This is a genomic window from Streptomyces sp. NPDC030165, from assembly GCF_055573595.1.
This window is the reverse complement of sequence record NZ_JBVIBD010000019.1, coordinates 185,652-208,986: the sequence shown is the minus strand read 5'-3', so window position 1 is coordinate 208,986 and position 23,335 is coordinate 185,652. Positions and strand designations below refer to the sequence as shown.

Annotated in this window: 22 protein-coding genes; 13 read left to right on the top strand and 9 right to left on the bottom strand. The window is 73.5% G+C overall.

Annotation, left to right across the window (positions count from 1 at the left end; translation table 11 throughout):
• Positions 1-176: 176 nt before the first annotated feature.
• The 3 genes from mmpB (at position 177) to ACZ4Z1_RS31100 (ending at position 2,679) form a co-directional block, all read left to right on the top strand.
• Positions 177-308 carry a morphogenic membrane protein MmpB gene (gene mmpB, locus ACZ4Z1_RS31110; RefSeq protein ID WP_280119047.1) on the top strand — a complete coding sequence of 44 codons (132 nt, stop codon included), beginning with the start codon at positions 177-179 and terminating at the stop codon, positions 306-308.
• A gap of 187 nt (positions 309-495) precedes the next feature.
• Positions 496-1,965: a peptidoglycan D,D-transpeptidase FtsI family protein gene (locus ACZ4Z1_RS31105; RefSeq protein WP_468489978.1), complete on the top strand. Its 1,470-nt coding sequence runs from the start codon at positions 496-498 to the stop codon at positions 1,963-1,965.
• Between the two features lie 93 nt (positions 1,966-2,058).
• The gene (locus tag ACZ4Z1_RS31100) at positions 2,059-2,679 is read left to right on the top strand and encodes a Maf family protein (protein ID WP_468489977.1); all 621 of its coding nucleotides are present in this window, start codon (positions 2,059-2,061) and stop codon (positions 2,677-2,679) included.
• Between the two features lie 25 nt (positions 2,680-2,704).
• On the opposite strand, the gene ACZ4Z1_RS31095 is transcribed toward ACZ4Z1_RS31100, so the two are convergent.
• The 4 genes from ACZ4Z1_RS31095 to ACZ4Z1_RS31080 form a co-directional block, all read right to left on the bottom strand.
• Positions 2,705-3,952: a lanthionine synthetase LanC family protein gene (locus ACZ4Z1_RS31095; RefSeq protein ID WP_468489976.1), complete on the bottom strand. Its 1,248-nt coding sequence runs from the start codon at positions 3,950-3,952 to the stop codon at positions 2,705-2,707.
• Between the two features lie 74 nt (positions 3,953-4,026).
• The gene (locus ACZ4Z1_RS31090; protein ID WP_468489975.1) at positions 4,027-4,194 is read right to left on the bottom strand and encodes a hypothetical protein; all 168 of its coding nucleotides are present in this window, start codon (positions 4,192-4,194) and stop codon (positions 4,027-4,029) included.
• Positions 4,195-4,211: 17 nt separating this feature from the next.
• A complete protein-coding gene (locus ACZ4Z1_RS31085) occupies positions 4,212-7,055 on the bottom strand; it encodes a lantibiotic dehydratase (RefSeq protein ID WP_468489974.1) in 2,844 nt (947 codons plus the stop codon).
• Positions 7,048-8,145 (bottom strand): thiopeptide-type bacteriocin biosynthesis protein, encoded by a 1,098-nt coding sequence (locus ACZ4Z1_RS31080; RefSeq protein WP_468489973.1) that lies wholly within the window; start codon positions 8,143-8,145, stop codon positions 7,048-7,050. The genes ACZ4Z1_RS31085 and ACZ4Z1_RS31080 overlap by 8 nt, the downstream gene beginning before the upstream one ends.
• 167 nt (positions 8,146-8,312) lie before the next feature.
• Here ACZ4Z1_RS31080 and ACZ4Z1_RS31075 point away from each other — a divergent pair, with 167 nt between their 5' ends.
• Together ACZ4Z1_RS31075 and ACZ4Z1_RS31070 are read left to right on the top strand one after the other, a co-directional pair.
• A complete protein-coding gene (locus ACZ4Z1_RS31075) occupies positions 8,313-9,065 on the top strand; it encodes a TetR/AcrR family transcriptional regulator (protein ID WP_468489972.1) in 753 nt (250 codons plus the stop codon).
• Between the two features lie 11 nt (positions 9,066-9,076).
• Positions 9,077-9,364 carry an antibiotic biosynthesis monooxygenase gene (locus tag ACZ4Z1_RS31070; protein ID WP_468489971.1) on the top strand — a complete coding sequence of 96 codons (288 nt, stop codon included), beginning with the start codon at positions 9,077-9,079 and terminating at the stop codon, positions 9,362-9,364.
• Between the two features lie 79 nt (positions 9,365-9,443).
• On the opposite strand, the gene ACZ4Z1_RS31065 is transcribed toward ACZ4Z1_RS31070, so the two are convergent.
• Positions 9,444-9,653, bottom strand: a complete 210-nt coding sequence (locus ACZ4Z1_RS31065) for a DUF2180 family protein (RefSeq protein ID WP_365847832.1) — start codon at positions 9,651-9,653, stop codon at positions 9,444-9,446.
• Between the two features lie 269 nt (positions 9,654-9,922).
• Between ACZ4Z1_RS31065 and ACZ4Z1_RS31060 the strand changes: the two genes are divergently transcribed.
• Together ACZ4Z1_RS31060 and ACZ4Z1_RS31055 are read left to right on the top strand one after the other, a co-directional pair.
• Positions 9,923-10,654 carry an IclR family transcriptional regulator gene (locus ACZ4Z1_RS31060; protein WP_468489970.1) on the top strand — a complete coding sequence of 244 codons (732 nt, stop codon included), beginning with the start codon at positions 9,923-9,925 and terminating at the stop codon, positions 10,652-10,654.
• A gap of 154 nt (positions 10,655-10,808) precedes the next feature.
• The gene (locus tag ACZ4Z1_RS31055) at positions 10,809-11,645 is read left to right on the top strand and encodes an MOSC domain-containing protein (RefSeq protein ID WP_468489969.1); all 837 of its coding nucleotides are present in this window, start codon (positions 10,809-10,811) and stop codon (positions 11,643-11,645) included.
• Here ACZ4Z1_RS31055 and ACZ4Z1_RS31050 read toward each other — a convergent pair.
• Complete coding sequence (locus ACZ4Z1_RS31050) at positions 11,617-12,099, bottom strand: hypothetical protein (protein WP_468489968.1); 483 nt, start codon at positions 12,097-12,099, stop codon at positions 11,617-11,619. The two genes, ACZ4Z1_RS31055 and ACZ4Z1_RS31050, sit on opposite strands and share 29 nt — an antisense overlap.
• A 451-nt stretch (positions 12,100-12,550) precedes the next feature.
• Here ACZ4Z1_RS31050 and ACZ4Z1_RS31045 point away from each other — a divergent pair, with 451 nt between their 5' ends.
• Both ACZ4Z1_RS31045 and ACZ4Z1_RS31040 read left to right on the top strand, forming a co-directional pair.
• Entirely contained in the window at positions 12,551-14,320 is a 1,770-nt protein-coding gene (locus ACZ4Z1_RS31045; RefSeq protein ID WP_468489967.1) for an acetyl/propionyl/methylcrotonyl-CoA carboxylase subunit alpha, read from the top strand.
• 106 nt (positions 14,321-14,426) lie between these two features.
• On the top strand, positions 14,427-14,762 hold the full coding sequence (locus ACZ4Z1_RS31040; protein WP_468489966.1) for a hypothetical protein: 336 nt from the start codon (positions 14,427-14,429) through the stop codon (positions 14,760-14,762).
• Between the two features lie 9 nt (positions 14,763-14,771).
• Here ACZ4Z1_RS31040 and ACZ4Z1_RS31035 read toward each other — a convergent pair whose 3' ends face one another.
• The gene (locus ACZ4Z1_RS31035; protein ID WP_468489965.1) at positions 14,772-15,953 is read right to left on the bottom strand and encodes an alpha/beta hydrolase; all 1,182 of its coding nucleotides are present in this window, start codon (positions 15,951-15,953) and stop codon (positions 14,772-14,774) included.
• Positions 15,954-16,287: 334 nt separating this feature from the next.
• Here ACZ4Z1_RS31035 and ACZ4Z1_RS31030 point away from each other — a divergent pair, with 334 nt between their 5' ends.
• Positions 16,288-16,842, top strand: coding sequence for a TetR/AcrR family transcriptional regulator (locus ACZ4Z1_RS31030; RefSeq protein WP_468489964.1), 555 nt, complete (start codon positions 16,288-16,290; stop codon positions 16,840-16,842).
• A 111-nt stretch (positions 16,843-16,953) separates the two neighbouring features.
• Here ACZ4Z1_RS31030 and ACZ4Z1_RS31025 read toward each other — a convergent pair whose 3' ends face one another.
• Together ACZ4Z1_RS31025 and ACZ4Z1_RS31020 are read right to left on the bottom strand one after the other, a co-directional pair.
• On the bottom strand, positions 16,954-17,940 hold the full coding sequence (locus ACZ4Z1_RS31025; protein ID WP_468489963.1) for a DeoR/GlpR family DNA-binding transcription regulator: 987 nt from the start codon (positions 17,938-17,940) through the stop codon (positions 16,954-16,956).
• A gap of 273 nt (positions 17,941-18,213) precedes the next feature.
• Positions 18,214-19,719, bottom strand: a complete 1,506-nt coding sequence (locus ACZ4Z1_RS31020) for an NAD(P)H-quinone dehydrogenase (RefSeq protein ID WP_468489962.1) — start codon at positions 19,717-19,719, stop codon at positions 18,214-18,216.
• A gap of 96 nt (positions 19,720-19,815) precedes the next feature.
• Between ACZ4Z1_RS31020 and ACZ4Z1_RS31015 the strand changes: the two genes are divergently transcribed.
• The 3 genes from ACZ4Z1_RS31015 (at position 19,816) to ACZ4Z1_RS31005 (ending at position 23,264) form a co-directional block, all read left to right on the top strand.
• A complete protein-coding gene (locus ACZ4Z1_RS31015; protein WP_030017478.1) occupies positions 19,816-20,253 on the top strand; it encodes a gamma-glutamylcyclotransferase family protein in 438 nt (145 codons plus the stop codon).
• A gap of 329 nt (positions 20,254-20,582) precedes the next feature.
• Positions 20,583-21,404: a purine-nucleoside phosphorylase gene (locus ACZ4Z1_RS31010; protein ID WP_468489961.1), complete on the top strand. Its 822-nt coding sequence runs from the start codon at positions 20,583-20,585 to the stop codon at positions 21,402-21,404.
• A 186-nt stretch (positions 21,405-21,590) separates the two neighbouring features.
• Positions 21,591-23,264 carry a phospho-sugar mutase gene (locus ACZ4Z1_RS31005; RefSeq protein WP_468489960.1) on the top strand — a complete coding sequence of 558 codons (1,674 nt, stop codon included), beginning with the start codon at positions 21,591-21,593 and terminating at the stop codon, positions 23,262-23,264.
• Positions 23,265-23,335 lie beyond the last annotated feature (71 nt).

Here is a 23,335-nt window from a genome sequence, read left to right as displayed (position 1 = left end):
GCGGTGTGAAGGGTCATGTGGCGGAGCCACCTGTCCCTTCGCGCCGTGCGGCGAGAGTGCGTGCCGGGCGTCGCGAGGCCACGGAGATCCATCAGGAGCGCCCTAGTTACTCCGTCCGACGGCGCTTGAGTACGCGTACTCAGGCGCCGTCGGCGTTCCCGGCGCAGGATCGAAGGATGCTGTGGTCCGATCCGCCCGACGAGCCTCCCGAGGAGCTGCGCCAGGTGCAGGCGATGCTCCACCGGGTGGGCATCGTGCTGGCCGTGGCCGCGGTGGTGCTGATGGTGATGCTGGTCGGCGGGGCCTGAGCGCGCCGGCTCCGCCACGTGCCCGGTGTGCCGCGGTGAAAGCGGACGAAGAGGACCAGCTCACACACCCTGACTGCAACCGCTGCCCCCGCTTGGGACATCCTTTACCTCTGAAGGCCGCGGTTCGGGCGCCTGTACGGCCGGTCCGCGCGGCACCGGGGCCGTACGGCATGGGGAGTGGAGAGCGATGAACAGGCCGCTGAGACACATAGCCGTCTTCTGCGGAGTGCTGGTACTGGCGCTGCTGGTGCGCGTCACCTGGGTCCAGTTCGTCCAGGCGGAGTCGCTGTCGAACGACGAGAACAACCGCCGGGTGAAGATCGAGGCGTTCTCGTACCCGCGCGGCAACATCATCGTCGGCGGCAAGCCGATCACCGGCTCCGTCGAGACGGCCGGCGACTTCAAGTACAAGCGGGTCTACAAGGACGGCCCGATGTACGCGCCGATCACCGGCTACGCCTCGCAGTCCCAGGGCAGCACGTTCCTGGAGGGCGTCTACAAGGACATCCTCAGCGGCAAGGACGACAAGCTCTTCCTCAAGCGCGCCAAGGACATCCTCACCGGGGAGAAGCCGCGCGGCGGCGACGTGCTGACGACCATCAGCGAGAAGGCGCAGCGGGCCGCGTACAAGAGTCTGACCGACCTGAAGGCCAAGGGCGCGGTGGTCGCCCTGGAGCCGGGCACCGGCAAGATCCTCGCCATGGCGAGCACGCCGTCCTACGACCCGTCCGTCTTCGCGGGCAGCTCCTTCAAGGAGGGCGACAAGTACACCGCCCTCATCAAGGACAAGTCCAAGCCGATGAACAACCGGGCGTCCCTGGAGATCTACCCGCCCGGCTCCACGTTCAAGATTCTGACCGCCGCCGCGGCCCTGGAACACGGCGTGGTCCCGGACATCGACACCCCGGTGCAGGCGCCCGTCCCGTACACCCTGCCCCAGACGGCCACCAAAGTCGGCAACGACATCGCCACCGCGCCGTGCGAGAACGCGTCCCTCAAGGTCGGTATGCAGTGGTCCTGCAACAACACCTACCTGGAGGCGGCGAACCGGCTCGGCAAGGACAAGATGCGCGAGACGGCGGAGAAGTTCGGCTTCAACCAGAAGATCTTCACCCCGGTGCGCACTGCCACCAGCGGCTACCCGCAGAAGCTGGACAAGCCGCAGACCGCGCTGACCGGCATGGGCCAGGGCAGCCTGACCAGCACGCCGCTGCAGATGGCCATGGTCGTCGCCGGGCTCGCCAACAACGGCAAGGTCATGCAGCCGTACCTGGTCGAGGAGACGCGCGGCCCCGACCTGTCGACGATCGAGAAGTTCGAGCCCAAGGAGCTGAACCAGGCCGTCTCCGAGAGCACCGCGAAGAAGGTGCAGGAGATGATGGAGAACACCGCGGAGAACGGTACGGCGAAGAAGGCGCTGATCGACGGCGTCAAGGTCGGCGCCAAGACCGGTACCGCCCAGCACGGCGCGGACGTCCGCGACGAGCGCCCGTACGCCTGGTTCGTCTCGTACGCCAAGCAGGGCAACGGCTCGCCGGTCGCGGTCGCGGTCTTCGTCGACCCCTCGGACATGGACATCCCCCGCAAGGAGATCGCGGGCGGCAAGCTGGGCGGTCCGATCGCCAAGAAGGTGATGGAGGCCGTGCTCGACAAGTGAGCGGGGCGGCCGGCATGGCTGGGTGATCACGGGGCGGGTGCCGGACGGCGCCCGCCCCGTCCGCATCCGCCGCCGCTCCGTACGATGGCGGGCATGACCGTTCAGCCCGGCGCCACCGCCCGCCGTCTCGTCCTCGCCTCCCAGTCCCCCGCCCGGCTCGGCCTGCTGCGCCAGGCCGGGCTCGCGCCCGAGGTCGTCGTCAGCGGCGTGGACGAGGACGCGGTCACCGCGGACTCGCCGGCCGAGCTGGCCCGGGTGCTCGCCGAGGCGAAGGCGGCCGTGGTGGCCGCGCGCCCCGAGGCGGCCGGTGCCCTGGTCATCGGCTGCGACTCGGTGCTGGAGCTGGACGGGCGGGCGCTGGGCAAGCCCGCCGACGCCGAGGACGCGACCGCCCGCTGGAAGTCGATGCGCGGCCGCTCCGGCGTCCTGCGGACCGGCCACTGCGTGATCGACACGGCGGACGGGGGCCGCCGGGTGTCGGCCACCGCGTCCACCACCGTCCGCTTCGGCGAGCCGAGCGACGCGGAGATCGCCGCGTACGTGGCGTCCGGCGAACCGCTGTACGTGGCGGGCGCCTTCACCCTGGACGGCCGGTCGGCGCCGTTCATCGACGGCATCGACGGCGATCCCGGCAACGTCATCGGCCTGTCCCTGCCGCTGCTGCGGCGCTTGCTGGCCGATCTGGACGTCGCGATCACCGACCTCTGGGCGTAGATCCGGCAGTCCGCCCACAGGGCGTTCAGCGCAGCCCGAAGCACGGCTGCCACAGGCGCTCTGTCTCCGGTACGGCCACGGTGAGCAGCGCACACAGCGGGCCCGTCGCTCCGCCCAGCAGCCCCATGCGTTCCTCCCCCAGCGACCGCACCTCGGGCAGCCGTTCCAGCAGGTGGCGGGCCAGCCGCGCGCGCAGGGCCGTCGCGGCGGGCAGCCGCGCGTGGTGGTGGAAGGCGTCCGCGACGGCCAGGACACCGGCGGCGCCGTGGCAGCAGGCGAGCAGGTCCGCCGGTTGGTCGCCGAAGAGGTGGAAGTCCGTGTCGTAGTGCTCGGCGAGGCCGGTGAAGGCCCGTGCCGCCCATGCGGCCGCCGTGGTGTCGTCCAGGGCGTCCGCCGCGTTCCACAGCGCCCAGGTGACGCCCGGGTTGCCGTAGCACCACGCCTGGCGCGCGCGGGCGCCGCCGGGCGGGGGCTCGTCGACTCCGGCGCCGTCCCAGCTGCGGATGCCCCGGGCGTCGTCGAAGGACTGGCGGGCCAGCCAGTGCGTGGCGTTGCGCAGCGCGCGCCGTGTCGCCCGGTTCGATCCGGTGTGCCGGACGGCGGCGGTGAGTGCGGTGACCAGGCCGGCGACGCCGTGCCCCATGCCGGTGTTGATGCGTCCCTGGAGCCAGCTGAGGTACGCGTGTCCGTCGTACCCGTCGGCGCGCAGCCGCGGCAGCTCCCGGCCGTCGCAGAGAGCCGCCAAGTGGGCGACGTACGGGGCCAGTTCTTCCTCCTCCGGGTCGGTGCCGACGCACAGGGCGAGCAGGGTGCCGGACGGCCCGAGGATCAGGTCCTGGTCGGGGAACCGGACTCCCTCACGCCGCCACGGCCGCTCCTTCGCGACGCTCAGCAAGTGGTCGCGCAACCGGTCGGCGACCTGGTGCAGTTGGGGGTGGAGGCGGGCGCCGAGCCGCAGCCCGGCGAGGGTGCCCGCCAGGCCGCCGTCGTACAGGCCGGGGTGGCCCTGGCCTCGGCCGATGCCCCGGGCCCACACAGCCACCGTGTGGCCGGCGGACGCGGCCTCGGCGGATTCGCCGGTGCCGGCCACCAGGGCGGCCAGGGCGGGTACGCCGGGGTCACAGGGGGCGGTCTCGGCGGTCCACGCCCGTCCGTCGGGCTCCGCCTGACGGCAGGCCCATCGTTCCAGCAGTTCGACGGCGAGTTCCCTGAGCGCCGGGGCGGCCTCGGCGGGTGTGGTGCCCTCCGCAGGCGGGCGCGTGCTCGTACTCATGTCCGTGTCCGTCCCTGGGGAAGCGCAGCCGTCCGCCCGGCCGTGGCCGGGCGGACGGCCGGCGGTGACGTCCGTCAGCTGCAGATGAGGACAGTGCCGCAGACGAGCACCGTACAGACGTTGCTGCAGTGGCCGGAGTGCGCTTCCGTCTGCGGCAGTTCGGTCTCGGTGATCCGCGTCTCCAGATCGCCGATGAGCTCGTCCAGGTCGGTGAGTTCCGTACGCTCCATGGTGTCCGACATGACGATGTTCCCTTCTCTCAGTGGATGGGGTCCGCCCCGGCGGCGCGCCCGCTGCGGGCGAGCGTTCCGGGGAGGTGGGTTCCGCCGCGCAGGGCGGCGGCCGCGGACGCCGCGAGATCGCTGATCTCGCGGTCGTGCGGAAGTCTCATGAGCAGCTGGGCGGCGACGAACGCGCCCTCGCCGCGGCCCCGGCCGCCGTCGCGGTGCACGCGGTCGCGCAGCACCAGTCCGTCCGGCGCGGGCAGCATCTCCTCGACCAGCAGGTGGTCGTGGGCCGCGCCCTGGGCGAGCAGGCGGTCCACGACGCGGAGGGTGGGCAGCGCCGCGAGGTCCACGGGTACGGGCTTGGCGCCCGCGCCGTACCGCAGGAACGCGTACCGGGGCAGTCCGGCCGTGCGGCACAGGGCCGCGAGGGTGCGCACCTTGGTCAGGTCGCTGTCGCCGGCGCGCCACAAGGCCGTACGCGGCACCCGCCAGGCGGCGGGCGAGACGACCAGCCGGCCGCCCACCGTGAGCCGGGGCAGTCGCTCGGCCCGCGGGAACGCGCCGGCCAGCCCGTCGAGCTGGACCAGGTACGCCGTGCCGGGGTGGCTCGCGGCCATCAGCAGCCGCAGCAGCACGTCGTAGGGCGGCAGGGCGCTGCGGGTCGCGTGGTGGACGGGCACGATGCGCCGGCCGTCGGCCTCGGCGACGACCCGGCCGCCGTCGCGGCGCAGCGTGATGCGGTCGAGCGGCAGGTAGCGGGCCGTGCCGCCGGGCGTGCCGGGCCCGGCGGCCGTCCCGAAGTACGGCGCGGGGTCCGGGTCGCCGGTCCACCAGCTCGTGACCAGGGGGCGGCGTACGGCGTTGGCCGCGCGCTCGGCCAGCGGGGGCACCAGCACTTCGACGAAGCGCACGTCCGCCTCGCGCTCGACGGCGGCGAGGAAGGCGCGGTAGCGGCCCGTGTTGGCGTAACCGCTGTGCAGGGTGTGCAGCGCGTCGGCGAAGCGGGCGTCCAGCATGCCGGCGGGGGAGGCCGTCTCCAGGACGGCCAGCGGGCCCGGTCCGGCGAGGGGCCGCAGCAGGCAGTCGACCGGCCAGGGCGGCAGGACGTCGGCGCCCGGCGGCGCGTCGGAGGTGTCCAGCAACGCGTCGGTGACGTCCACCTGCTGCTCGTCGCCGCGGGTGGCGAGGTGGGCGAGGAGGCGGGCGTACCCGGAGTGCGCGGTACGGGCCGGGTGCCAGCCCTCGTAACGGGCCTGCGCCTGCGCGGTGGGACCGCCGTCCTGCCGCGGTGAGCCGGTGGCGTCCGCTCCGGGCCAGTGCCCGGCGAGGAGGTCGCAGAGGGCGCGCGGCTGCTCGTCGAGCGCCTGCGCCTCTTCGGGGAGCTGCCGTCCGGAAGAGCCGGGAGCGTACGGGCGGCGGTCGGCCTCGCGGAGCGCGGCCAGGCGGGCGGCGGTGCGCAGGGCGTCGCGTACGGCGTCGGCGGCTGCCGCCGGGACCGTGGCCGGCCCGTCGCCCGGACCCTCGGCCGTACGGTACGAGTCGACGAACTCCGCCTCCCCCAGCGGCTCCGTCCGCGGCAGCCGGTCCCGCTCGCGGACGGACACGGGCGGTGCCCACGCGCTGTGCCGGCGGCGCGGGGCGGCGCAGACCTGGAGGACGCCGAGGCCGTGCAGGTGCGCGAGGAAGCCGCGCAGCACCCGGCGGGTGTCGTCCGCCGCCTGTCCGGTCCCGGTGCCGGGGGCACCGCCCGTGGCGCCCAGCAGCGCGTTCTCGATCTCGCCGAGCGGGCGCGGGCCTTCCGCCAGCAGGGTCAGTACGGCGTCCAGGGGCCGGGTGCGGCGCAGCTCCACCTGGCGCATCCGGTCCCGTACGGACGGGTCGATCACCCAGCAGCGCACCATGCCGCCGTCGCGGAAGTGCAGCGGGGCGGGGGCCAGCGGGGTGGCGGGGTCCGCCGTCGTCAGGTCGACGGTGCTCAGGCGCGTCCGGGCCACGTGGACGTTCTCCGCGGCTTCGGACGCCATCGCGGCCAGCGCCGTACCGGGGGCGAGCAGCGGGGGCGGCTCGCGGCCGGGCTCGTCCGGCCGCGAAATCGTGGCCGTACCCCGGCCCGTATCCGTGTCCGTGTCCGAATCCGTGTCCGGACCGCCGGACGCCGACCGGGACTCCACCGCCACCGGCGCGACCTGGCCCACCCAGCCGCGCGGCGTGGTCTTCACCGCGGCCCGGCCGAGCGCCCGCCACAGGTACGCGCCGCTCTTGCGCAGCCGCTTGGCGTGCCAGGGCTCGCCCTGTGCCAGACGGCGTTCGACGGTCGGTACGAGGTCGGGCGCCGCGTCGGCCAGGAACGCCCGCATGACCGGTCCGGCGCAGGCCAGCGTCCAGCCCAAGGCGCCCACGCGGTCCGTCTCGTCCGCGACCGCGTGTTCGAGTTCCTGCCGGGTACGGGCGAGTTGGACGTCGTTCCGGTGCACCGCGAAGGCTTCGTGCACGAGGTCTTCCGGGACGGCGGCCAGCGACTCCAGGAGCGTGCAGTCGGCTTCGCCGGGGGCCGTACCGCCGTGCAGGCGGCGGCGGAGCGCCAGGACCGACCGTCGGTCGGCGTCGGCGAGTCCGGGCTGCGGGACCACGGTGACGCCCAGCCGTTCGGCCAGGGCACGGGCACGTTCCGCCTGCTGACGCCGGGTGCGGTCGTATGTGCCGACCCGCTCGAACAGCCGCGGGTTGCCCGCTTCCGTCCACGCCGCGACGGGCATACCGGCGGCCCGCAGCAACGCCGTACCACCCGCCGCCGGTACCCCGTGAAGATCCGCATCGAGGTCCGCGTCGAGACCCGCGTCGAGGTCCGCCTCCCGGCCCTTCCCGGCCTCAGCCACCGCCGGTCACCCCCGCCTCGGCCACCGGGCGGCCTGCCTTTGCCCCGGGCGTGCGGCCGGGAGGCGGTTCCGCCGCGGGTGCCCGGCTCATCTCGGGAGCCGCCAGGGCCGCGGTCAGCAGGGCCTGGCGTGCCAGGGAGAGCCGTCCGCGGTTCCAGTGGAAGATCACGCAGTACGCGGCGGCCCGGCGCGGGCCGGTCCCCTGCGCCTCGCCCGACTCGAAGTACCCCGTACGCCACTGCCGTGCGGCCGCGCCGACCGCGTCCCGGTGGGCGTCCAGGGCAGCGCGTTCGGGCGCGGGCAGTCCGGCCGTCAGCTCCTCGCGGCCGCGCCGCCAGAACGCGCGGATGCCGTCGGCGGCGCGCCGCCCGGCCTCCGCGTCGGGGCCGTGGCCGTCGCCGCCGAGCCGCCGCCCGGTGTCGTCCCGTACGGACTCCCACACGCCGCGGTGCTCCCAGCCGACGATGCCCAGCCCGTCGAGCAGATCGCGCAGGAGGGTCAGCGACACCCGCCAGTCCGCCGCGGGCGGGGCGGCCGGGGCGATCGCTCCGGCGGCTGCCGGGCCCGCGTGGTGGTCGAGCCAGGCGAGCGAGTCGGCCGTGAAGACGCCGTGCACCCACGGCATCGCCCGCACCCCGCCGAACAGGTACGTCTCCGGCTCGTACACGCCGCGCACGGGCGGGTGGGTCAGCTCCGCGCCGAGCGCCGCGTCGGCGGCGAAACGTGCCGCCAAGCCGGCGCGCAACGCGTCGCACGCGTCCCGCGCCGGTGCCTGGAAACGCAGGCGCAGGCCGGGCGGCTTGTGCATGAAGAAGAAGTTGCGGATTTCGCCCGCGCCCATGAGTTCGCGGACGGTTTCCGCGAGGCGGCCGTACAGACCGCGCCGCACGCCCGCCCCCGTCTCCAGGCTCAGCTGCACCCAGTCCGCCCCCGGGCCTTCGTCACGGAGCGCGGCCAGCCCGGCCGCGAGGAAGGCGCGGCGGGCTTCCGCGTACCCGCCGGGGTTCTCCGGTTCCACCGGCACCGCGCCGAGCGACGCTCTCCGGGCGTCCCGCAGGCAGTCGGCCAGCAATTCCGCGACCGGCAGCATTCCAGCCTCCTCACGAGGACCACAGGCATTACGAGGGCCACACGGGCACTCTTCGCATGGTGAACCCGGGGAGCGTGGGGCGCATGCGGAGTGGGCTCCGGTTCGGGCGGCGGAAGGCGGCGGGGACAGCCCGTTGCGGCCGCGAGCCGGGCGAGTAACATACATACATGGATGTACGTAAGAGTGGAGCGGGCGCGGCGGACGGGCCGGAGGCCGCCGGACCGGCCGCCCGCCCGGGCGCCGGGCCACCCCGCACCACACAGGCCGACCGCAGGGCACGCACCCGCGCCGCACTGCTCGAATCGGCCGCCCGGGGCCTGTCCCGCTACGGCTACGGCAACCTCAGGCTCGAACAGGTCGCCCAGGACGCCGGGTACACCCGCGGCGCGCTCTACCACCAGTTCGCGGGCAAGCAGGACCTGGCCCTGGCGGTGACCGAGTGGGTCCTGGACACCTGGTGGCAGGAGGTCGGCCGGTACGTCGAACAGGAGCGCGACCCGGTCACCGCGCTGCTCACCCTGGCGCGCGGCCACGCCGTGTACTGCCGGCGCGACTTCGCCCGCGTGGCGATGGCGCTGCGGCTGGAGTTCGCGGGACAGGACCACCCGGTGGGGCGCGAGATCGAGAAGGGCTACCGCGCGCTCGTCGAGCGCTGCACCGGCCTCGTCACCGCCGCCCGCGCGGCAGGTGCGCTCCCGGACGGCCCGCCGCCCCGGACCCTCGCGCTCGCCTTCGTCGGGGCGATCGAGGGCACGTCGATCGCCCTGTCGGGCCAGGCCCCGTACGACGAGTCGCTGGTGACCGGCGCCGCCGCCGGCGCGCTCGGGCTTCCGTACGGGCCCGGGGACCGCCCGGACACGAACAAGCCCGATGGAGACCGCGCGGACACGAACCGCACCACTCACCCACGAACAACGTGAAGGAGAGCGTCATGAAGGTCGCGATGGTGGCACACCACTACCCGCACGCCGCGCACCGCGAGGAGTTCGTCGCGCGCGTGCACCGCGTCGCCGAGGAGTTCCGGCGGACGCCGGGGTGCCTGTCGGCGGACTGTTGGCTGGCCGCGGAGGGCGGCGCGGTGGTCTCGATCGTGCGGTGGGAGTCCGAGGAGGCGTCGGCCGCGTCACTCGCCGCCGTACAGGAAGCCGCCGGACTCGACCTCGCCTACGACGAGCGGGAGGCCCGCCCGCGCGAGATCGTGCGGCTCGCGGCGCCCTGACAGCCGGTGCCCCGACAGGCGGTGTCCTGACAGGCGGTGTCCTGACAGGCGGTGCCCTGAGCGCCGCGGCCGCCCGGTGTCACGCCGCCGCTGTCGCGGCGTGCCGGCAGTGCGTGCACAGCATGCGGCGGCCGGCCGAGTGGGCCGTGCTGCGGCCGAGGCCCGCCGTACGGTGCACCGTCCGCGGTACGGCGGCGGCGTGCGCGGCGCACGCCGCCGCGCCGCAGTCCGCGCAGACGGCCAGTGCGGCGGACTCGCTGCCGAGCTGCGCACAGTCGAAGCACTGCATGGAAAAAAACTCCCGGTGAGCTTGGTTCCGAACGCGTCGCGCGTTCGGAAGAGTGGAGGCCCGACCTGGATGAACGGTGACCGGCCGCCGCACATTCCCGGAATGCCGAAGAATGTCCGGTCCGTGACGGCCGTCACCGCGTCCGGCCCGGCCCCGCACGGCTGTGCGAGGCTGGGAGGCCGTACGCGCGTGCCGCCCGCCCGCGTACCGCCCCGCCCCCACGCCGTGCCCGGCACCCGTACCGCGCCCCGCCCCGGAGGAAGACCGTCATGCCGCAGTCCGTCGACCGTGCCCTGGACCTGCTCGACGCGGTCGCCGGGGCGGCGGAGCCGGTGACGGCCAAGGCCCTGGCCCGGCAGCTGGACTGCGGACTGTCCACGGTCTACGACCTGCTCGGCTCACTGACCGAACGCGGCCACCTGGCCCGTACGGCCGCCGGTTACACCCTCGGCTACCGCGTACCGGCCCTGCACCAGGCCTTCCAGCGGCAGTTGCGGGTCGACGAGCGGGTGCACGAGGTGCTGCTGCGGCTGCGCCGCTCCTCCGGGGCCGACGTCTTCTTCAGCACGTACCGGGACGGCGAGATCGCCGTGCTGGACGGCGCCGCCGGGCAGGGATCCGCCTTCTCCGTCGGCCAGGACACCGCCGCCCACGCCACCGCGCACGGCCGCGCCCTGCTGGCCGCCCTCCCGGCCGCCACCCGGCGCCAGTACCTGGCCGCCAGCGGGATGCGGGCCCGGACCGCGCGCACCATCACCGCGCCGGAGCGGCTGGAACGCGAGCTGCGCCGGGTCCGCCGGGACGGGATCGCCGTGGAGCGGGAGGAGTCGGTGTCCGGGATGGCGTGCATCGCCGTACCGGTGCCGGTACGCCCCGGCGGGCCCGGCACCCCGGCCACCGGGCTGACCGCCGTGTCGGCCGCCCTGCCCGTGGCGGACTTCGCGCGGCTGCGCGCCCCGCTGACCGAGGCGCTGCGGCGCGAGGCGGCGGCGCTGGCCTGAGGGTCTGTCGCGGCGGGCTGCCGGTACGAGGTGCCGGCGGCGGCACGGCGCTACGTTGGTGCCGTCGCCGTGCGGGGAGCACGGTGCGTACGGGAGTCGTGAGGTTCACAGGCCGCAAGCGGTCTCAGTGACCCACGCGGAGCAGGGGGAAACCATGACCGGTGTGGCCAGGGTGGCCGAGTTGACGTACTACCCGCTCAAGGGATGCGCCGGGGTGCCGGCCCGCGCGGCGGAGGTGACACCCGCCGGCATCGCGCACGACCGCACCTTCATGGTCACCGGCGCGGACGGCGTCTTCCGCAGCCAGCGGCGCGACCCCCGGCTGGCGCTGATCCGGCCGGAGATCAGCGCCGACGGCGGCCGTCTGACGCTGCGTGCGCCGGGCATCGAGGCACTGGGCCTGGACGTGGACACCTGCGCCGCCCGCCGGGAGGTGCTGCTGTTCAAGACCGCCTACCGGGGCATCGACCAGGGCGACACCGCCGCCGGGTGGCTGACGGAGGTGCTCGGCGTACCGAGCCGGCTCGTCCGGGTGCCGCCGGAGCACGACCGGGTGACGGACGGTCTGACCCCGGGCACCTCCGGGTACGCCGACAGCTGCGCGCTGCACGTCCTGTCCCGGTCCACGCTGGAGCTGCTGCACCGGCGGCTGGCGGAGCAGGGCGCGGCGCCGCTGCCGATGGACCGGTTCCGGCCCAACATCGTGGTCGACGGCTGGGACGCGCCGCACACCGAGGACCGGGCGCGCCGGATCGCCGTCGGTGACACGGAGTTGGGGTACGCCAAGCTCGCCGTACGGTGCGCCGTCACCACCGTCGGGCAGAGCTCCGGGGCGCGGACCGGGCCGGAGCCGCTGCGGACGCTGGCCGGGTACCGGCGCGCGGCCTCCGGTGGCGTGGTGTTCGGCGCGAAGTTCGCCGTACTGCGGCCGGGCAAGCTGTCGGTGGGCGACGAGGTGGCCGTCAGCTCGTGGGGCGAGCCGGAGCGGTAGCCGGGGTGCCGGATCCGGCGCGCCCGGCGTCCTCGCCGTACGACGCGCCGTACGCGGTCAGCGTCAGCACCAGCAGGGCGAGGACGGCCATCAACACCGCGAACGCCGCCCAGCCGACCAGCCCGACCGCGAAGGCGCCCAGGACGGCGTGCGCCACGGCGCAGCTGACGAGGGCGATCCGCCCGAACGTGCCCGGCGGGCGGTCGCGCAGGCCGATGCGGGCCAGGAGGGCGGCGCAGCACACCAGGCAGAGCGCGAAGACGGCGCCGAGCACCCAGGCGCCGGTGGACATCGCGCCGGGGTCGACACCCGCCATGGACATCCGCTGCTTGTCCACGACGATGCTCAGCACCCAGTTGAGGAAGAGGATGCCGAGCGCCTCCAGCACCAGCACCACCGCCGCCACCCACGCCACCGGTCTGCGCGCCGCCACCCCGTCCACCCACTTCCCCATCGCCTGTTACCGCGAGTACGAAAGAACAACGGGCACGCTACTCCTGAGTACCCCCCGCTCTACAAGAGCCCGGAGCCGGGTATGAGCCCGGAAGCGGAGCGCGGCCGGCCGGTCCCGGGAGGACCAGGGCGGGACGCGCGTGGGACGCGGGCGGGGCCCGGACGCAGCCGCGGGCAAAGTTTCCTTCGCCCATTCGTAGGGACTCCACAAAGAAACGGGGTTCCGGTGAACGCACGGGAAGCGAGACCTTGCCCACATCTTGATCACCCCACCGCCCCCGGAATACGGGCCTACCCTGGGATACCGGGGAACTTCGGCCCCGTCACCGCACCGGGCACACGCTCCGTGTGGGCAAGCTCACTACCGGGAACGGGTCGGCACGCGGTGTCGCCAGTCCCTAAACTCGCGACGTCCTAATTTGTTGCGGCGAAGCGCCAAGGAGGAACCGATCGTGCGCAAGGTGCTCATCGCCAACCGAGGCGAAATCGCTGTCCGCGTGGCCCGGGCGTGCCGGGATGCCGGAATCGGGAGCGTGGCCGTCTACGCCGACCCCGACCGGGACGCCCTGCACGTGCGCGCGGCGGACGAGGCCTACGCACTGGGCGGTGACACCCCGGCCACCAGCTACCTCGACATCGCCAAGGTCCTGGGCGCCGCCGCCGATTCGGGTGCCGACGCCATCCACCCCGGCTACGGCTTCCTCTCCGAGAACGCCGAATTCGCCCAGGCCGTCCTGGACGCCGGACTGACCTGGATCGGCCCGCCCCCGCAGGCCATCCGCGACCTCGGCGACAAGGTCGCCGCCCGGCACATCGCCCAGCGCGCCGGCGCCCCGCTGGTCGCCGGCACCCCCGACCCGGTCTCCGGCGCCGACGAGGTCGTCGCCTTCGCCGAGGAGCACGGCCTGCCGATCGCCATCAAGGCGGCCTTCGGCGGCGGCGGACGCGGCCTGAAGGTCGCCCGCACCCTCGAAGAAGTCCCCGAGCTGTACGACTCCGCCGTCCGCGAGGCCGTCGCCGCCTTCGGGCGCGGAGAGTGCTTCGTGGAGCGCTACCTGGACCGCCCCCGGCACGTGGAGACCCAGTGCCTGGCCGACAAGCACGGCAACGTGGTCGTCGTCTCCACCCGTGACTGCTCCCTCCAGCGCCGCCACCAGAAGCTCGTCGAGGAGGCCCCGGCGCCGTTCCTGAGCGAGGAGCAGAACGCCGAGCTGTACCGCGCCTCCAAGGCCATCCTCAAGGAGGCCGGTTACGAAGGCGCGGGCACCTGCGAGTTCCTGGTCGGCCAGGACGGCACCATCTCCTTCCTCGAGGTCAACACCCGCCTCCAGGTCGAACACCCGGTCACCGAAGAGGTCACCGGCCTGGACCTGGTGCGCGAGATGTTCCGCATCGCCGACGGCGAGGAACTGGGCTACGACGACCCCGCGGTCCGCGGCCACTCCTTCGAGTTCCGCATCAACGGCGAGGACCCCGGCCGCAACTTCCTGCCCGCCCCCGGCACCGTCACCACCTTCGAGGCCCCGGCCGGTCCCGGCGTACGCCTGGACGCCGGCGTGGAGTCCGGCTCGGTCATCGGCCCGGCCTGGGACTCCCTGCTCGCCAAGCTCATCGTCACCGGCGCCACCCGCGAGCAGGCCCTGCAGCGCGCCGCCCGCGCGCTCGGCGAGTTCACCGTCGAAGGCATGGCCACCGCCATCCCCTTCCACCGCACCGTCGTCAAGGACCCGGCCTTCGCCCCCGAACTGACCGGCTCCACCGAACCCTTCCAGGTCCACACCCGCTGGATCGAGACCGAGTTCGTCAACGACATCAAGCCGTTCGCCGCGCCCGGCACCGACGAGGCCGAGGCGGACACCCGCGAGACGGTCGTCGTCGAGGTCGGCGGCAAGCGCCTGGAGGTCTCGCTGCCGTCCTCGCTGGGCATGCCGCTGGCCCGCGCCGCAGTCGCCGGGGGCGCCAAGCCCAAGCGCAAGGCGGCCAAGAAGTCCGGCTCCGCGGCCTCCGGCGACACCCTCGCCTCGCCGATGCAGGGCACCATCGTCAAGGTCGCCGTCGAGGAGGGCCAGCAGGTCGCCGAGGGTGACCTGGTCGTCGTCCTGGAGGCGATGAAGATGGAACAGCCGCTGAACGCGCACCGCTCCGGCACTATCAAGGACCTGACCGCCGAGGTCGGTGCCTCGCTCTCGTCCGGCGCGGTGATCTGCGAGATCAAGGACTGACGGCCGGTACGGGACGCGCGGTACGTCCGTACCGACCCTCCCGGCCGCCCGCGCGGGGGCCCGCGGCACTTGAGCGCCGCGGGCCCCCGCGCTTTTCATGGGACGCATGGATGCCCACCTCGCGGCCCTCGCGGCGACCGCCGCCCAGCAGCTGTTCGCCCGGTCGCGTACGGACCGGTGGCACCGCTCGCGGGACGAACTGACCGGACTGCTCGCCCGGTTCAGCCCCGGCGGCATCGACCGCGAGGCGCTCACCGACGAGCTGGAGGACTCCCGCGAGGAGTTCCTGACCGCCCGGCTGGAGGGCGACATCGCGGCGGCGGCCGACGTGGAGGCCGGCTGGCGGGCACGCCTGCGCCGCCTGCTGCGCGCGTCCCCCGCCCTGGCGAAGCCGCTGCGGGACCTTCTGGACCGCTGGAGCGCGGCGGACAGCACCCCCTAGGTCCTGTCGTCAGGAGCTGTCGACCACGTCCTCCGGGAACGTCAGCTGCCTGCTCATCCACTGGAGCGCGGCGGGCAGTTCGCGCCGCCAGGTGGCGAAGTTGTGACTGCCCTGGTCGAGGATGATCGATTCGGCTTTCATCGGCGGCTTGACCGCGTTCAGGAACTCCTTCGCCGCCGGGTAGTTCTTCTCGCCCTCCCGGCTGGTGCCGATCAGCACCGACACCTGTGGCGCCGGCAGGTGTTCCAGCCGCCACATCAGGTCGTGCTCCTGCTTGCGCCGGGCCCGCTCCTTGCCGGCCCCGAAGAGGTCACCGGTGGTGGGGTCGCTGCTGACCTTGTAATCGGGCGAGAGGGCCGCCGCCGAGGTGTACGTACGGGGGTGCCGCATCGTGAGCTGGAGGGCGCAGCTGCCGCCGGACGAGTAGCCGAGCAGGCCCCAGCCGCTGGGGTCGTGCCCGACCCGGTAGTGCTCCTTCAGGGCGGTGGGCAGGTCGCTCGCGAAGAACGTCTCCGCCTGCGGGCCGTCCGGCACGTCCACGCACTGGGTGTCGCGCGGCGGCGCGATGGTCGGCCGCAGCATGACGATGACGGTGGGCTGCATCTTCCCCTTGCCGATCAGGCCGCCGGCGGTCTGCGGCACCCGCAGGTGCTGCCCCAGCAGGAAGTGGCCGCCGGGGTAGCCGCTGATGGCGACGATGACGGGGAAGCGCTGGCGCGCGTACTGCTTCTGGAAGTACTGCGGCGGCAGGTAGACGTACGCGGGATCGACGGCCTTGGTGCGCTTGCCGACGATCCGTACGGACTCCACCCGGCCCGCCTTCTCGGGCGGCCCCTTCGGCAGGCCGTGCACCTTGTCCAGGCCCTCGGCGCCGGCAGGCTGCACCAGCCCCTTCGACGGGTCGCCGGCAGGGCCCGCTCCCCCGTCGCCCCACTTGGCGACCGCGCCCGGGGCGTCGTCGTACAGGCCGAGCAGTTCGTGCCAGGAACCGTAGAACTGGAAGTTGGCGTTCACGACGAGGCCGAGCGCGACGACGATGGACAGCTGTGTGGCCAGGATGGACCCGATCCGGCCCAGCCAGGCCGTCGGACCGCGCCCGGCGAAGCGCGGCCACTGCCAGAGCGTGAGTCCCACGCACACCACGGCAACCGCGATCATGGTGTACAGCAGCGATCGGCTGGTCAGTTCCATTGCTTCCCCAGGTGTTCCCGCGCGCGTTCGGACGGCCTCTGAAGACCCCATTGCGCCAGGTTTGATGCCCCTGGGAAGCGCCGCGTTGCCACCTTGCCCACTTGTTCGCCGAGGCGCCCGCGCCGCCTTTCCTGCCCGTCACCCGCGGGCCGCCTGCCGTCCACCCCGGGCGCCGGGCGGCTCCCGGACAGCGGGGCGCCGCCCCCTTCCGAAGGCTGGTGCGCCAGGGGCAGTGGCATCCTGGGGGCACCGGTCCGCTGGAGGGCCGCGCTCAGGGAGGACGGCGAGGACGGCGATGGTGACCGAGACGGCAGGGCAGGAATCCGTACGACCCATGCGTGCCGACGCGCGCCGCAACTACGAGCGGCTGCTGGCGGTGGCCCGTACGGCCTTCACGGACCACGGGACCGACACCTCGCTGGAGGACATCGCACGGCGCGCCGGCGTGGGGATCGGCACGCTCTACCGGCACTTCCCCAACCGGACGGCCCTGATGGGCGCCGTGTTCCAGGGCGAGGTGGACGCGCTGCTGGCGCACGCGCGGGAACTGAGCGACGCGCCGCAGCCGTGCGCGGCGCTCGTGGAGTGGCTGCGGGCGATCATCACCCACGCCAGCACCTACCGCGGGCTGTCGCGGGCGCTGATGGCCGCGCCCGGCGACGCCAGTTCGGGGCTTTCCCGGTGCAGCGTGCCGATGCGCGAGGCGGGCGGCGAACTGCTCAGCCGCGCACAGGAAGCCGGTGCCGTACGGTCCGATGTGAGCATCGGCGATCTGATGCAGCTCACCAACGGCATCGCCCTGGCCGTGGAGGAGTCACCGGACGACCCCCACCTGGCCGACCGGCTGCTCACGCTGACGCTGACGGGGCTGCGCGCCGATCAGGGGTGAGCGGGGCCGGGCGTGCCGCCTGTCCAGCCGTCCCGGCCAGTGGTCCCCGGCCGTCCCGGTCGGCCGTTCACCGTGCGATGCCGGCGCGGCCGTGCGCGCGCCGGCATCCGCTCAGCGGCGGCGCGGTGCCAGGTCGGCGACCCGGCCTCCCGGTGGTTCCGCCATGGACGCGGCCGTACGCAGCTGGGGGCCGGAACCGCCACCGCCCGGCGCCAGGTTGCGCCGCTGGCCCGGCAGCGGCACGTCTCTGCGTGGACCCCGGCGGTCGGCCGCCACCACCTCCGGTGCCTGCTGGGCCACGCCCGTACCCGCTCCGGAGCCGCCGGCCACCGCGATCTGCACGCCCTGGTCGGCCAGGGCCTGCAGCTCGGTCGCGGCCCGGTCGTCGTGGCCCGGCGGCTCGTCGGTCACCAGCCGGGTGATCACGTCGGTGGGCACCGTCTGGAACATGGTGTCCGTACCGAGCTTGGTGTGATCGGCGAGGACCACGACCTCCGCCGCCGCCTGCACCAGCGCCCGGTCCACGCTCGCGGAGAGCATGTTGGACGTGGACAGGCCGCGCTCGGCGGTCAGGCCGCTGCCGGAGAGGAAGGCGCGGGAGACCCGCAGCCCCTGGAGCGACTGCTCGGCCCCGCTGCCGACCAGCGCGTAGTTCGACCCGCGCAGGGTGCCGCCGGTCATCACGACCTCGACACGGTTGGCGTGGGCCAACGCCTGGGCGACCAGCAGGGAGTTGGTGACCACGGTCAGACCGGGCACCCGCGCGAGCCGGCGGGCCAGCTCCTGCGTGGTGGTTCCGGCGCCGACCACGATGGCTTCGCCTTCTTCGACGAAACCGGCGGCGAGATCGGCGATGGCCGTCTTCTCCGCGGTCGCTAGATGGGATTTCTGTGGGAAGCCGGACTCCCGGGCGAATCCGCCCGGCAAGACCGCACCGCCGTGCCGGCGGTCGAGCAGTCCTTCTGCCTCCAGCGCCCGCACGTCCCGCCGTACGGTTACTTCGGAGGTCTGGACGACGCGGGCGAGCTCACGGAGCGACACCGCTCCGTTCGCACGCACCATTTCGAGGATCAGTTGGCGACGTTCTGCAGCGAACACGAAACTGACAGTAACGCCAACGACCGTCTGCTTTCAGCAGGTTGCACCAATTAACGGAAGTTGTTCGTTCCCGACCCTCGCACGTGGTATATGCCGCTGGCCGGTCACTCAGTGGCACAAGACTGCCACGAACCGGCCCCCGCCACGTGCCTTCCGCGGCAGGACGGCACAGAAAGCAGCACCGGGAACGGCCCGCCTGCCGCGCCGGCGGGCCCCGTTCCGCGGGGCCCGCCGGCGCGGCACGCGCAGTCCATTCATCCGGCTGGCCGCGGTCTATTCGCTGGACATCTTGCGCGTGTGCAGTTGCCGCGCCACCTCGGCGATCGAGCCGGACAGCGACGGATAGACCGTGAACGCGCTGGCGATCTGCTCCACCGTCAGGTTGTTGTCGACCGCGATCGAGATCGGGTGGATCAGCTCACTGGCACGCGGCGAGACGACCACACCGCCCACCACGATGCCCGTACCGGGACGGCAGAACAGCTTCACGAAACCGTCGCGGATGCCCTGCATCTTCGCGCGCGGATTACGCAGCAGCGGCAGCTTGACGACCCGGGCGTCTATACGGCCCGCGTCCACGTCCGCCTGGCTGTAACCGACGGTGGCGATCTCCGGGTCGGTGAAGACGTTCGCGGAGACCGTCTTGAGGTTCAGCGGGGTGACCGCGTCACCGAGGAAGTGGTACATCGCGATCCGGCCCTGCATCGCGGCGACCGAGGCCAGCGCGAACACGCCGGTGCAGTCACCCGCCGCGTAGACGCCGGGGGCCGAGGTGCGCGAGACCTTGTCCGTCCAGATGTGGCCGGACTCCTTCAGCCGTACGCCGGCCTCCTCCAGCCCTATGCCCGCGGTGTTCGGGATGGAGCCCACCGCCATCAGACAGTGCGAACCGGTGATCGTACGACCGTCCGACAGCGTGACCTCGACACGGTCGCCCACCCGTCCCTCCTCGCCCGCCTCCGGCGCGGAGGCTCCCTGTTCCGATGCAGGCCCGGGGACTCGCTTCACGGACTGTGCCCGCGAACGCGCCATCACGTTCATGCCGCGGCGGCGGAAGACGTCCTCCAGGACGGCGGCGGCGTCCGGGTCCTCACCCGGGAGCACGCGGTCGCGGGAGGAGACGAGGGTGACGCGGGAACCGAGCGCCTGGTAGGCGCCCGCGAACTCGGCGCCGGTGACACCCGAGCCGACCACGATCAGCTCTTCCGGCAGTTCATCGAGGTCGTAGACCTGCGTCCAGTTCAGGATCCGCTCGCCGTCCGGCTGCGCGTCCGGGATCTCGCGCGGGTGCGCGCCGGTCGCGATCAGTACGGCGTCCGCGGTCAGCGTCTCCTCCGTACCGTCCGCCGCGGTGACCGTGACCGTACGCGAACCGTCCGGCGACTGCCCCGGCTCCAGGCGGCCGCGGCCGCGCATCACCCGGCCACCCGCACGGGTGACGGACGCGGTGATGTCATGCGACTGGGCGAGCGCCAGGCGCTTCACCCGGCGGTTGACCTTGCCCAGGTCCACCCCGACGACGCGCGCGGGACGGTCCATCGGCGGGGTGTCGTCCTCGACGATGATGCCCAGTTCGTCGTACGACGAGTCGAAGGTGGTCATCACCTCGGCCGTCGCGATGAGGGTCTTGGACGGGACGCAGTCGGTCAGCACCGACGCCCCGCCCAGTCCGTCGCAGTCGACGACGGTCACCTCCGCGCCGAGAGAGGCGCCCACCAGGGCCGCCTCGTATCCGCCGGGTCCGCCACCGATGATCACGATCCGAGTCACGTCCTCCATTGTCCCGTACGCCCGCGCCGGGTTACCCCCCGGGGGCCGCCGTTCGAACCTCACGTACCACGAGCGCACCCCCTGACCTCCCGTACCCTCGGAACCATGTCGCTCTACGCCGCGTACGCCGGCAACCTCGACGCGCGGCTGATGACCCGCCGCGCTCCGCACTCGCCGCTGCGCGGCACCGGCTGGCTCAACGGCTGGCGGCTCACGTTCGGCGGCGAGCAGATGGGCTGGGAAGGAGCGCTCCCGACCATCGTCGAGGCCCCCCGCTCGCAGGTCTTCGTCGCCCTGTACGACATCGCCCCCATGGACGAGGAGTCCATGGACCGCTGGGAGGGCGTCGGCATGGACATCTACCGCCGCATGCGCGTACGCGTCCACACCCTCGACGGCGACGAAGCCGCCTGGCTCTACGTCCTCAACGGCTACGAAGGCGGCCTCCCCGCGGCCCGCTACCTCGGCGAGATCGCCGACGCGGCGGAGTCGGCGGGCGCGCCGCACGACTATGTGATGGAACTGCGGAAGCGTCCCTGCTGAGGAGGCGGGGGCGGTTGTCGCGGGGCCGCCGGGCTCTCGGCGTTGTCGGGTGCGCGGCGTGGCGGCGGGATTTCGGCCCTGCGGGCCGGGGCGAGCGGGGCGGGGCGCGGAGGTCGGCGGACCTCGGCGTCGTGGTCGCGCGGCGCCGCGGCGGTGGACTCGCCGGTACGGCGATACGCCCCCACCGCGAGGCCCGGCGGAATCGGGCTCCTCCCGAGCCCGCCCCGTGACCGTCCACGGCCCTTCGTAGGGAGCTACGAACAGATCCGCTGGATGCCGTCGGCGAGGACATCTACGCGCGTAGGCATTTACCGGCTACCCTCGTCCGCGTGAACGCATCTGTTACCCCGGACATCGCGCGCGACCCGCAGGGCGCCGCTGCTGACGCTGCTGCCCGCCTGCGCGAGCTGACCGGCGCCGAGACCCACGACGTCGCCCTGGTGATGGGCTCCGGGTGGGCTCCGGCCGCCGAGGCGCTGGGCGCGCCCGAGCACGAATTCCCGGTCACCGAGCTGCCCGGCTTCCCGGCGCCGGCCGTCGAGGGCCACGGCGGCAAGATCCGCTCGTACAAGATCGGTGAGAAGCGGGCCCTGGTCTTCCTGGGCCGTACGCACTACTACGAGGGCCGCGGTGTCGCCCCGGTGGCGCACGGCGTGCGGACCGCCGCCGCCGCGGGCTGCAAGACCGTGGTGCTCACCAACGGGTGCGGCGGTCTGCGCGACGGCATGCGCCCCGGCCAGCCGGTCCTCATCAGCGACCACCTGAACCTGACCGCCACCTCCCCGATCGTCGGCGCCCGCTTCGTCGACCTGACCGACCTGTACTCGCCGCGGCTGCGCGCGCTGTGCAAGGAGGTCGACGCGACGCTGGAGGAGGGCGTGTACGCCCAGCTCCCCGGCCCGCACTACGAGACCCCGGCCGAGATCAAGATGCTCCGCACCATGGGTGCGGACCTGGTCGGCATGTCGACCGTCCTGGAGGCCATCGCCGCCCGTGAGGCCGGTGCCGAGGTGCTCGGGCTGTCGCTGGTGACGAACCTCGCCGCGGGTATGACCGGCGAGCCGCTCAACCACGAAGAGGTGCTCCAGGCCGGCCGCGACTCCGCGACCCGTATGGGCAGCCTGCTCGCCCAGGTGCTCGGCAAGCTCTGAGCAGCGGCCAGGAGAGCAGTTGTGCGGGGCGTTCTCGGGCGCCCCGCACGTCGTTCGGGGCGCACCGCAGGTGCGGCGCTCCGTAGGTAACGGGCCGGGGCGCCGGTCGGACAATCCCGCGGAGTGGGTAAGCGTTAACGCGCCGAGCGCTTCCCCCACCACCGCAACCAGAGGCAGGAGCATCACGTGGCAACCGATCCCGCGGAGCTGATCAGCCGGGCGAAGGCATGGCTGGCCGAGGACCCCGACCTCGAAACCCGCGAAGAGCTGGGCAAGCTGATCGACGCCGAGGACCTGGACGAGCTGTCGGCCCGGTTCGCGGGCACGCTGCAGTTCGGTACCGCCGGGCTGCGCGGTGAGCTGGGCGCGGGCCCGATGCGGATGAACCGCGCCGTGGTCATCCGTGCGGCGGCCGGGCTGGCCGCGTATCTGAAGGACCAGGGCCAGGAGGGCGGCCTGGTCGTCGTCGGGTACGACGCCCGCTACAAGAGCGCGGACTTCGCGCGGGACACCGCGGCCGTGATGGTGGGCGCGGGGCTGCGCGCGGCGGTGCTGCCGCGCCCGCTGCCCACTCCCGTGCTGGCCTTCGCCATACGGCACCTGGGCGCCGTCGCTGGCGTCGAGGTCACCGCGAGCCACAACCCGCCGCGCGACAACGGCTACAAGGTCTACCTCGGTGACGGCTCACAGATCGTGCCGCCTGCCGACGGGCTGATCGCGGAGCGGATCGCGGCGGTGCAGTCGCTGAACGACGTGCCGCGGCCCGAGGAGGGCTGGGAGGTACTGGGCGAGGACGTGCTCCAGGCGTACCTGGAGCGTACGGACGCGGTGCTCACGCCGGGCTCGCCGCGCGACACGCAGGTGGTCTACACGCCGATGCACGGCGTCGGCCGCGACGTGCTGGTGGCCGCCTTCGCCCGGGCCGGTTTCCCGGCGCCGACCGTGGTCGCCGAGCAGGCCGAGCCGGACCCGGACTTCCCGACCGTGGCCTTCCCCAACCCGGAGGAGCCGGGCGCGATGGACCTGTCCTTCGCGACCGCGCGCTCTGTCGGCCCGGACATCGTCATCGCCAACGACCCGGACGCGGACCGCTGCGCCGTCGCCGTCCCGGCCCCCGGTACCGAGGCAGGCTGGCGCATGCTGCGTGGTGACGAGGTCGGCGCGCTGTTGGCCGCGCACCTGGTCAGCAAGCGGGCGTCGGGCACCTTCGCGACCACGATCGTGTCGTCCTCGCTGATGTCGCGGATCGCCGCCGCGGCCTCGCTGCCGTACGAGGAGACGCTGACCGGCTTCAAGTGGCTGGCCCGGGTGGACGGCCTGCGGTACGCGTACGAGGAGGCGCTGGGCTACTGCGTCGACCCCGAGGGCGTACGGGACAAGGACGGCATCACCGCGGCGCTGCTGATCACCGAGCTGGCGGCCGAGCTGAAGCAGTCCGGCCGCACGCTGACGGACCTGCTGGACGACCTTGCCCTGGAGTTCGGCCTGCACGCCACCGACCAGCTGTCGGTGCGCGTCGAGGACCTGTCGCTGATCGCCGCGGCCATGCGGCGGCTCCGCGAGCAGCCGCCGGCCGCGCTGGCGGGCCTGGCCGTGTCGTCCTCCGACGACCTCTCCCGGGGGACGGACACGCTGCCTCCCACCGACGGTCTGCGCTACTACCTGGCGGGGTCGGAGCAGGACGGTGTCGAGGCCGGCCGGGTGGTGGTCCGGCCCAGCGGTACCGAGCCGAAGCTGAAGTGCTACCTGGAGGTCGTGGTGCCGGTCGCGGACGCGCAGGGGCTGGGTGCGGCGCGCGCCAAGGCCGACGAGGTGCTGGGCGCGATCAAGGCGGACCTGTCGGCGGCGGCCGGCATCTGACCTGACCGCGCGCACGGTCGCCACGCCCGGCCGCGCGCACGGCTGTCGCGCATCCGGCCGCGCACACGGCT

Excerpts from the sequence above, each read along its gene's own strand:
- ACZ4Z1_RS31020 (WP_468489962.1), bottom strand. The coding sequence starts at position 19,719 with ATGGAGGACGTGACTCGGATCGTGATCATCGGTGGCGGACCCGGCGGA.
- ACZ4Z1_RS31105 (WP_468489978.1), top strand. The coding sequence starts at position 496 with ATGAACAGGCCGCTGAGACACATAGCCGTCTTCTGCGGAGTGCTGGTA.
- ACZ4Z1_RS31030 (WP_468489964.1), top strand. The coding sequence starts at position 16,288 with ATGCGTGCCGACGCGCGCCGCAACTACGAGCGGCTGCTGGCGGTGGCC.
- ACZ4Z1_RS31100 (WP_468489977.1), top strand. The coding sequence starts at position 2,059 with ATGACCGTTCAGCCCGGCGCCACCGCCCGCCGTCTCGTCCTCGCCTCC.
- ACZ4Z1_RS31015 (WP_030017478.1), top strand. The coding sequence starts at position 19,816 with ATGTCGCTCTACGCCGCGTACGCCGGCAACCTCGACGCGCGGCTGATG.
- ACZ4Z1_RS31080 (WP_468489973.1), bottom strand. The coding sequence starts at position 8,145 with ATGCTGCCGGTCGCGGAATTGCTGGCCGACTGCCTGCGGGACGCCCGG.
- ACZ4Z1_RS31060 (WP_468489970.1), top strand. The coding sequence starts at position 9,923 with ATGCCGCAGTCCGTCGACCGTGCCCTGGACCTGCTCGACGCGGTCGCC.
- ACZ4Z1_RS31055 (WP_468489969.1), top strand. The coding sequence starts at position 10,809 with ATGACCGGTGTGGCCAGGGTGGCCGAGTTGACGTACTACCCGCTCAAG.
- ACZ4Z1_RS31095 (WP_468489976.1), bottom strand. The coding sequence starts at position 3,952 with ATGAGTACGAGCACGCGCCCGCCTGCGGAGGGCACCACACCCGCCGAG.
- ACZ4Z1_RS31070 (WP_468489971.1), top strand. The coding sequence starts at position 9,077 with ATGAAGGTCGCGATGGTGGCACACCACTACCCGCACGCCGCGCACCGC.
- ACZ4Z1_RS31065 (WP_365847832.1), bottom strand. The coding sequence starts at position 9,653 with ATGCAGTGCTTCGACTGTGCGCAGCTCGGCAGCGAGTCCGCCGCACTG.
- ACZ4Z1_RS31075 (WP_468489972.1), top strand. The coding sequence starts at position 8,313 with ATGGATGTACGTAAGAGTGGAGCGGGCGCGGCGGACGGGCCGGAGGCC.
- ACZ4Z1_RS31035 (WP_468489965.1), bottom strand. The coding sequence starts at position 15,953 with ATGGAACTGACCAGCCGATCGCTGCTGTACACCATGATCGCGGTTGCC.
- mmpB (WP_280119047.1), top strand. The coding sequence starts at position 177 with ATGCTGTGGTCCGATCCGCCCGACGAGCCTCCCGAGGAGCTGCGCCAG.
- ACZ4Z1_RS31050 (WP_468489968.1), bottom strand. The coding sequence starts at position 12,099 with ATGGGGAAGTGGGTGGACGGGGTGGCGGCGCGCAGACCGGTGGCGTGG.
- ACZ4Z1_RS31040 (WP_468489966.1), top strand. The coding sequence starts at position 14,427 with ATGGATGCCCACCTCGCGGCCCTCGCGGCGACCGCCGCCCAGCAGCTG.
- ACZ4Z1_RS31090 (WP_468489975.1), bottom strand. The coding sequence starts at position 4,194 with ATGTCGGACACCATGGAGCGTACGGAACTCACCGACCTGGACGAGCTC.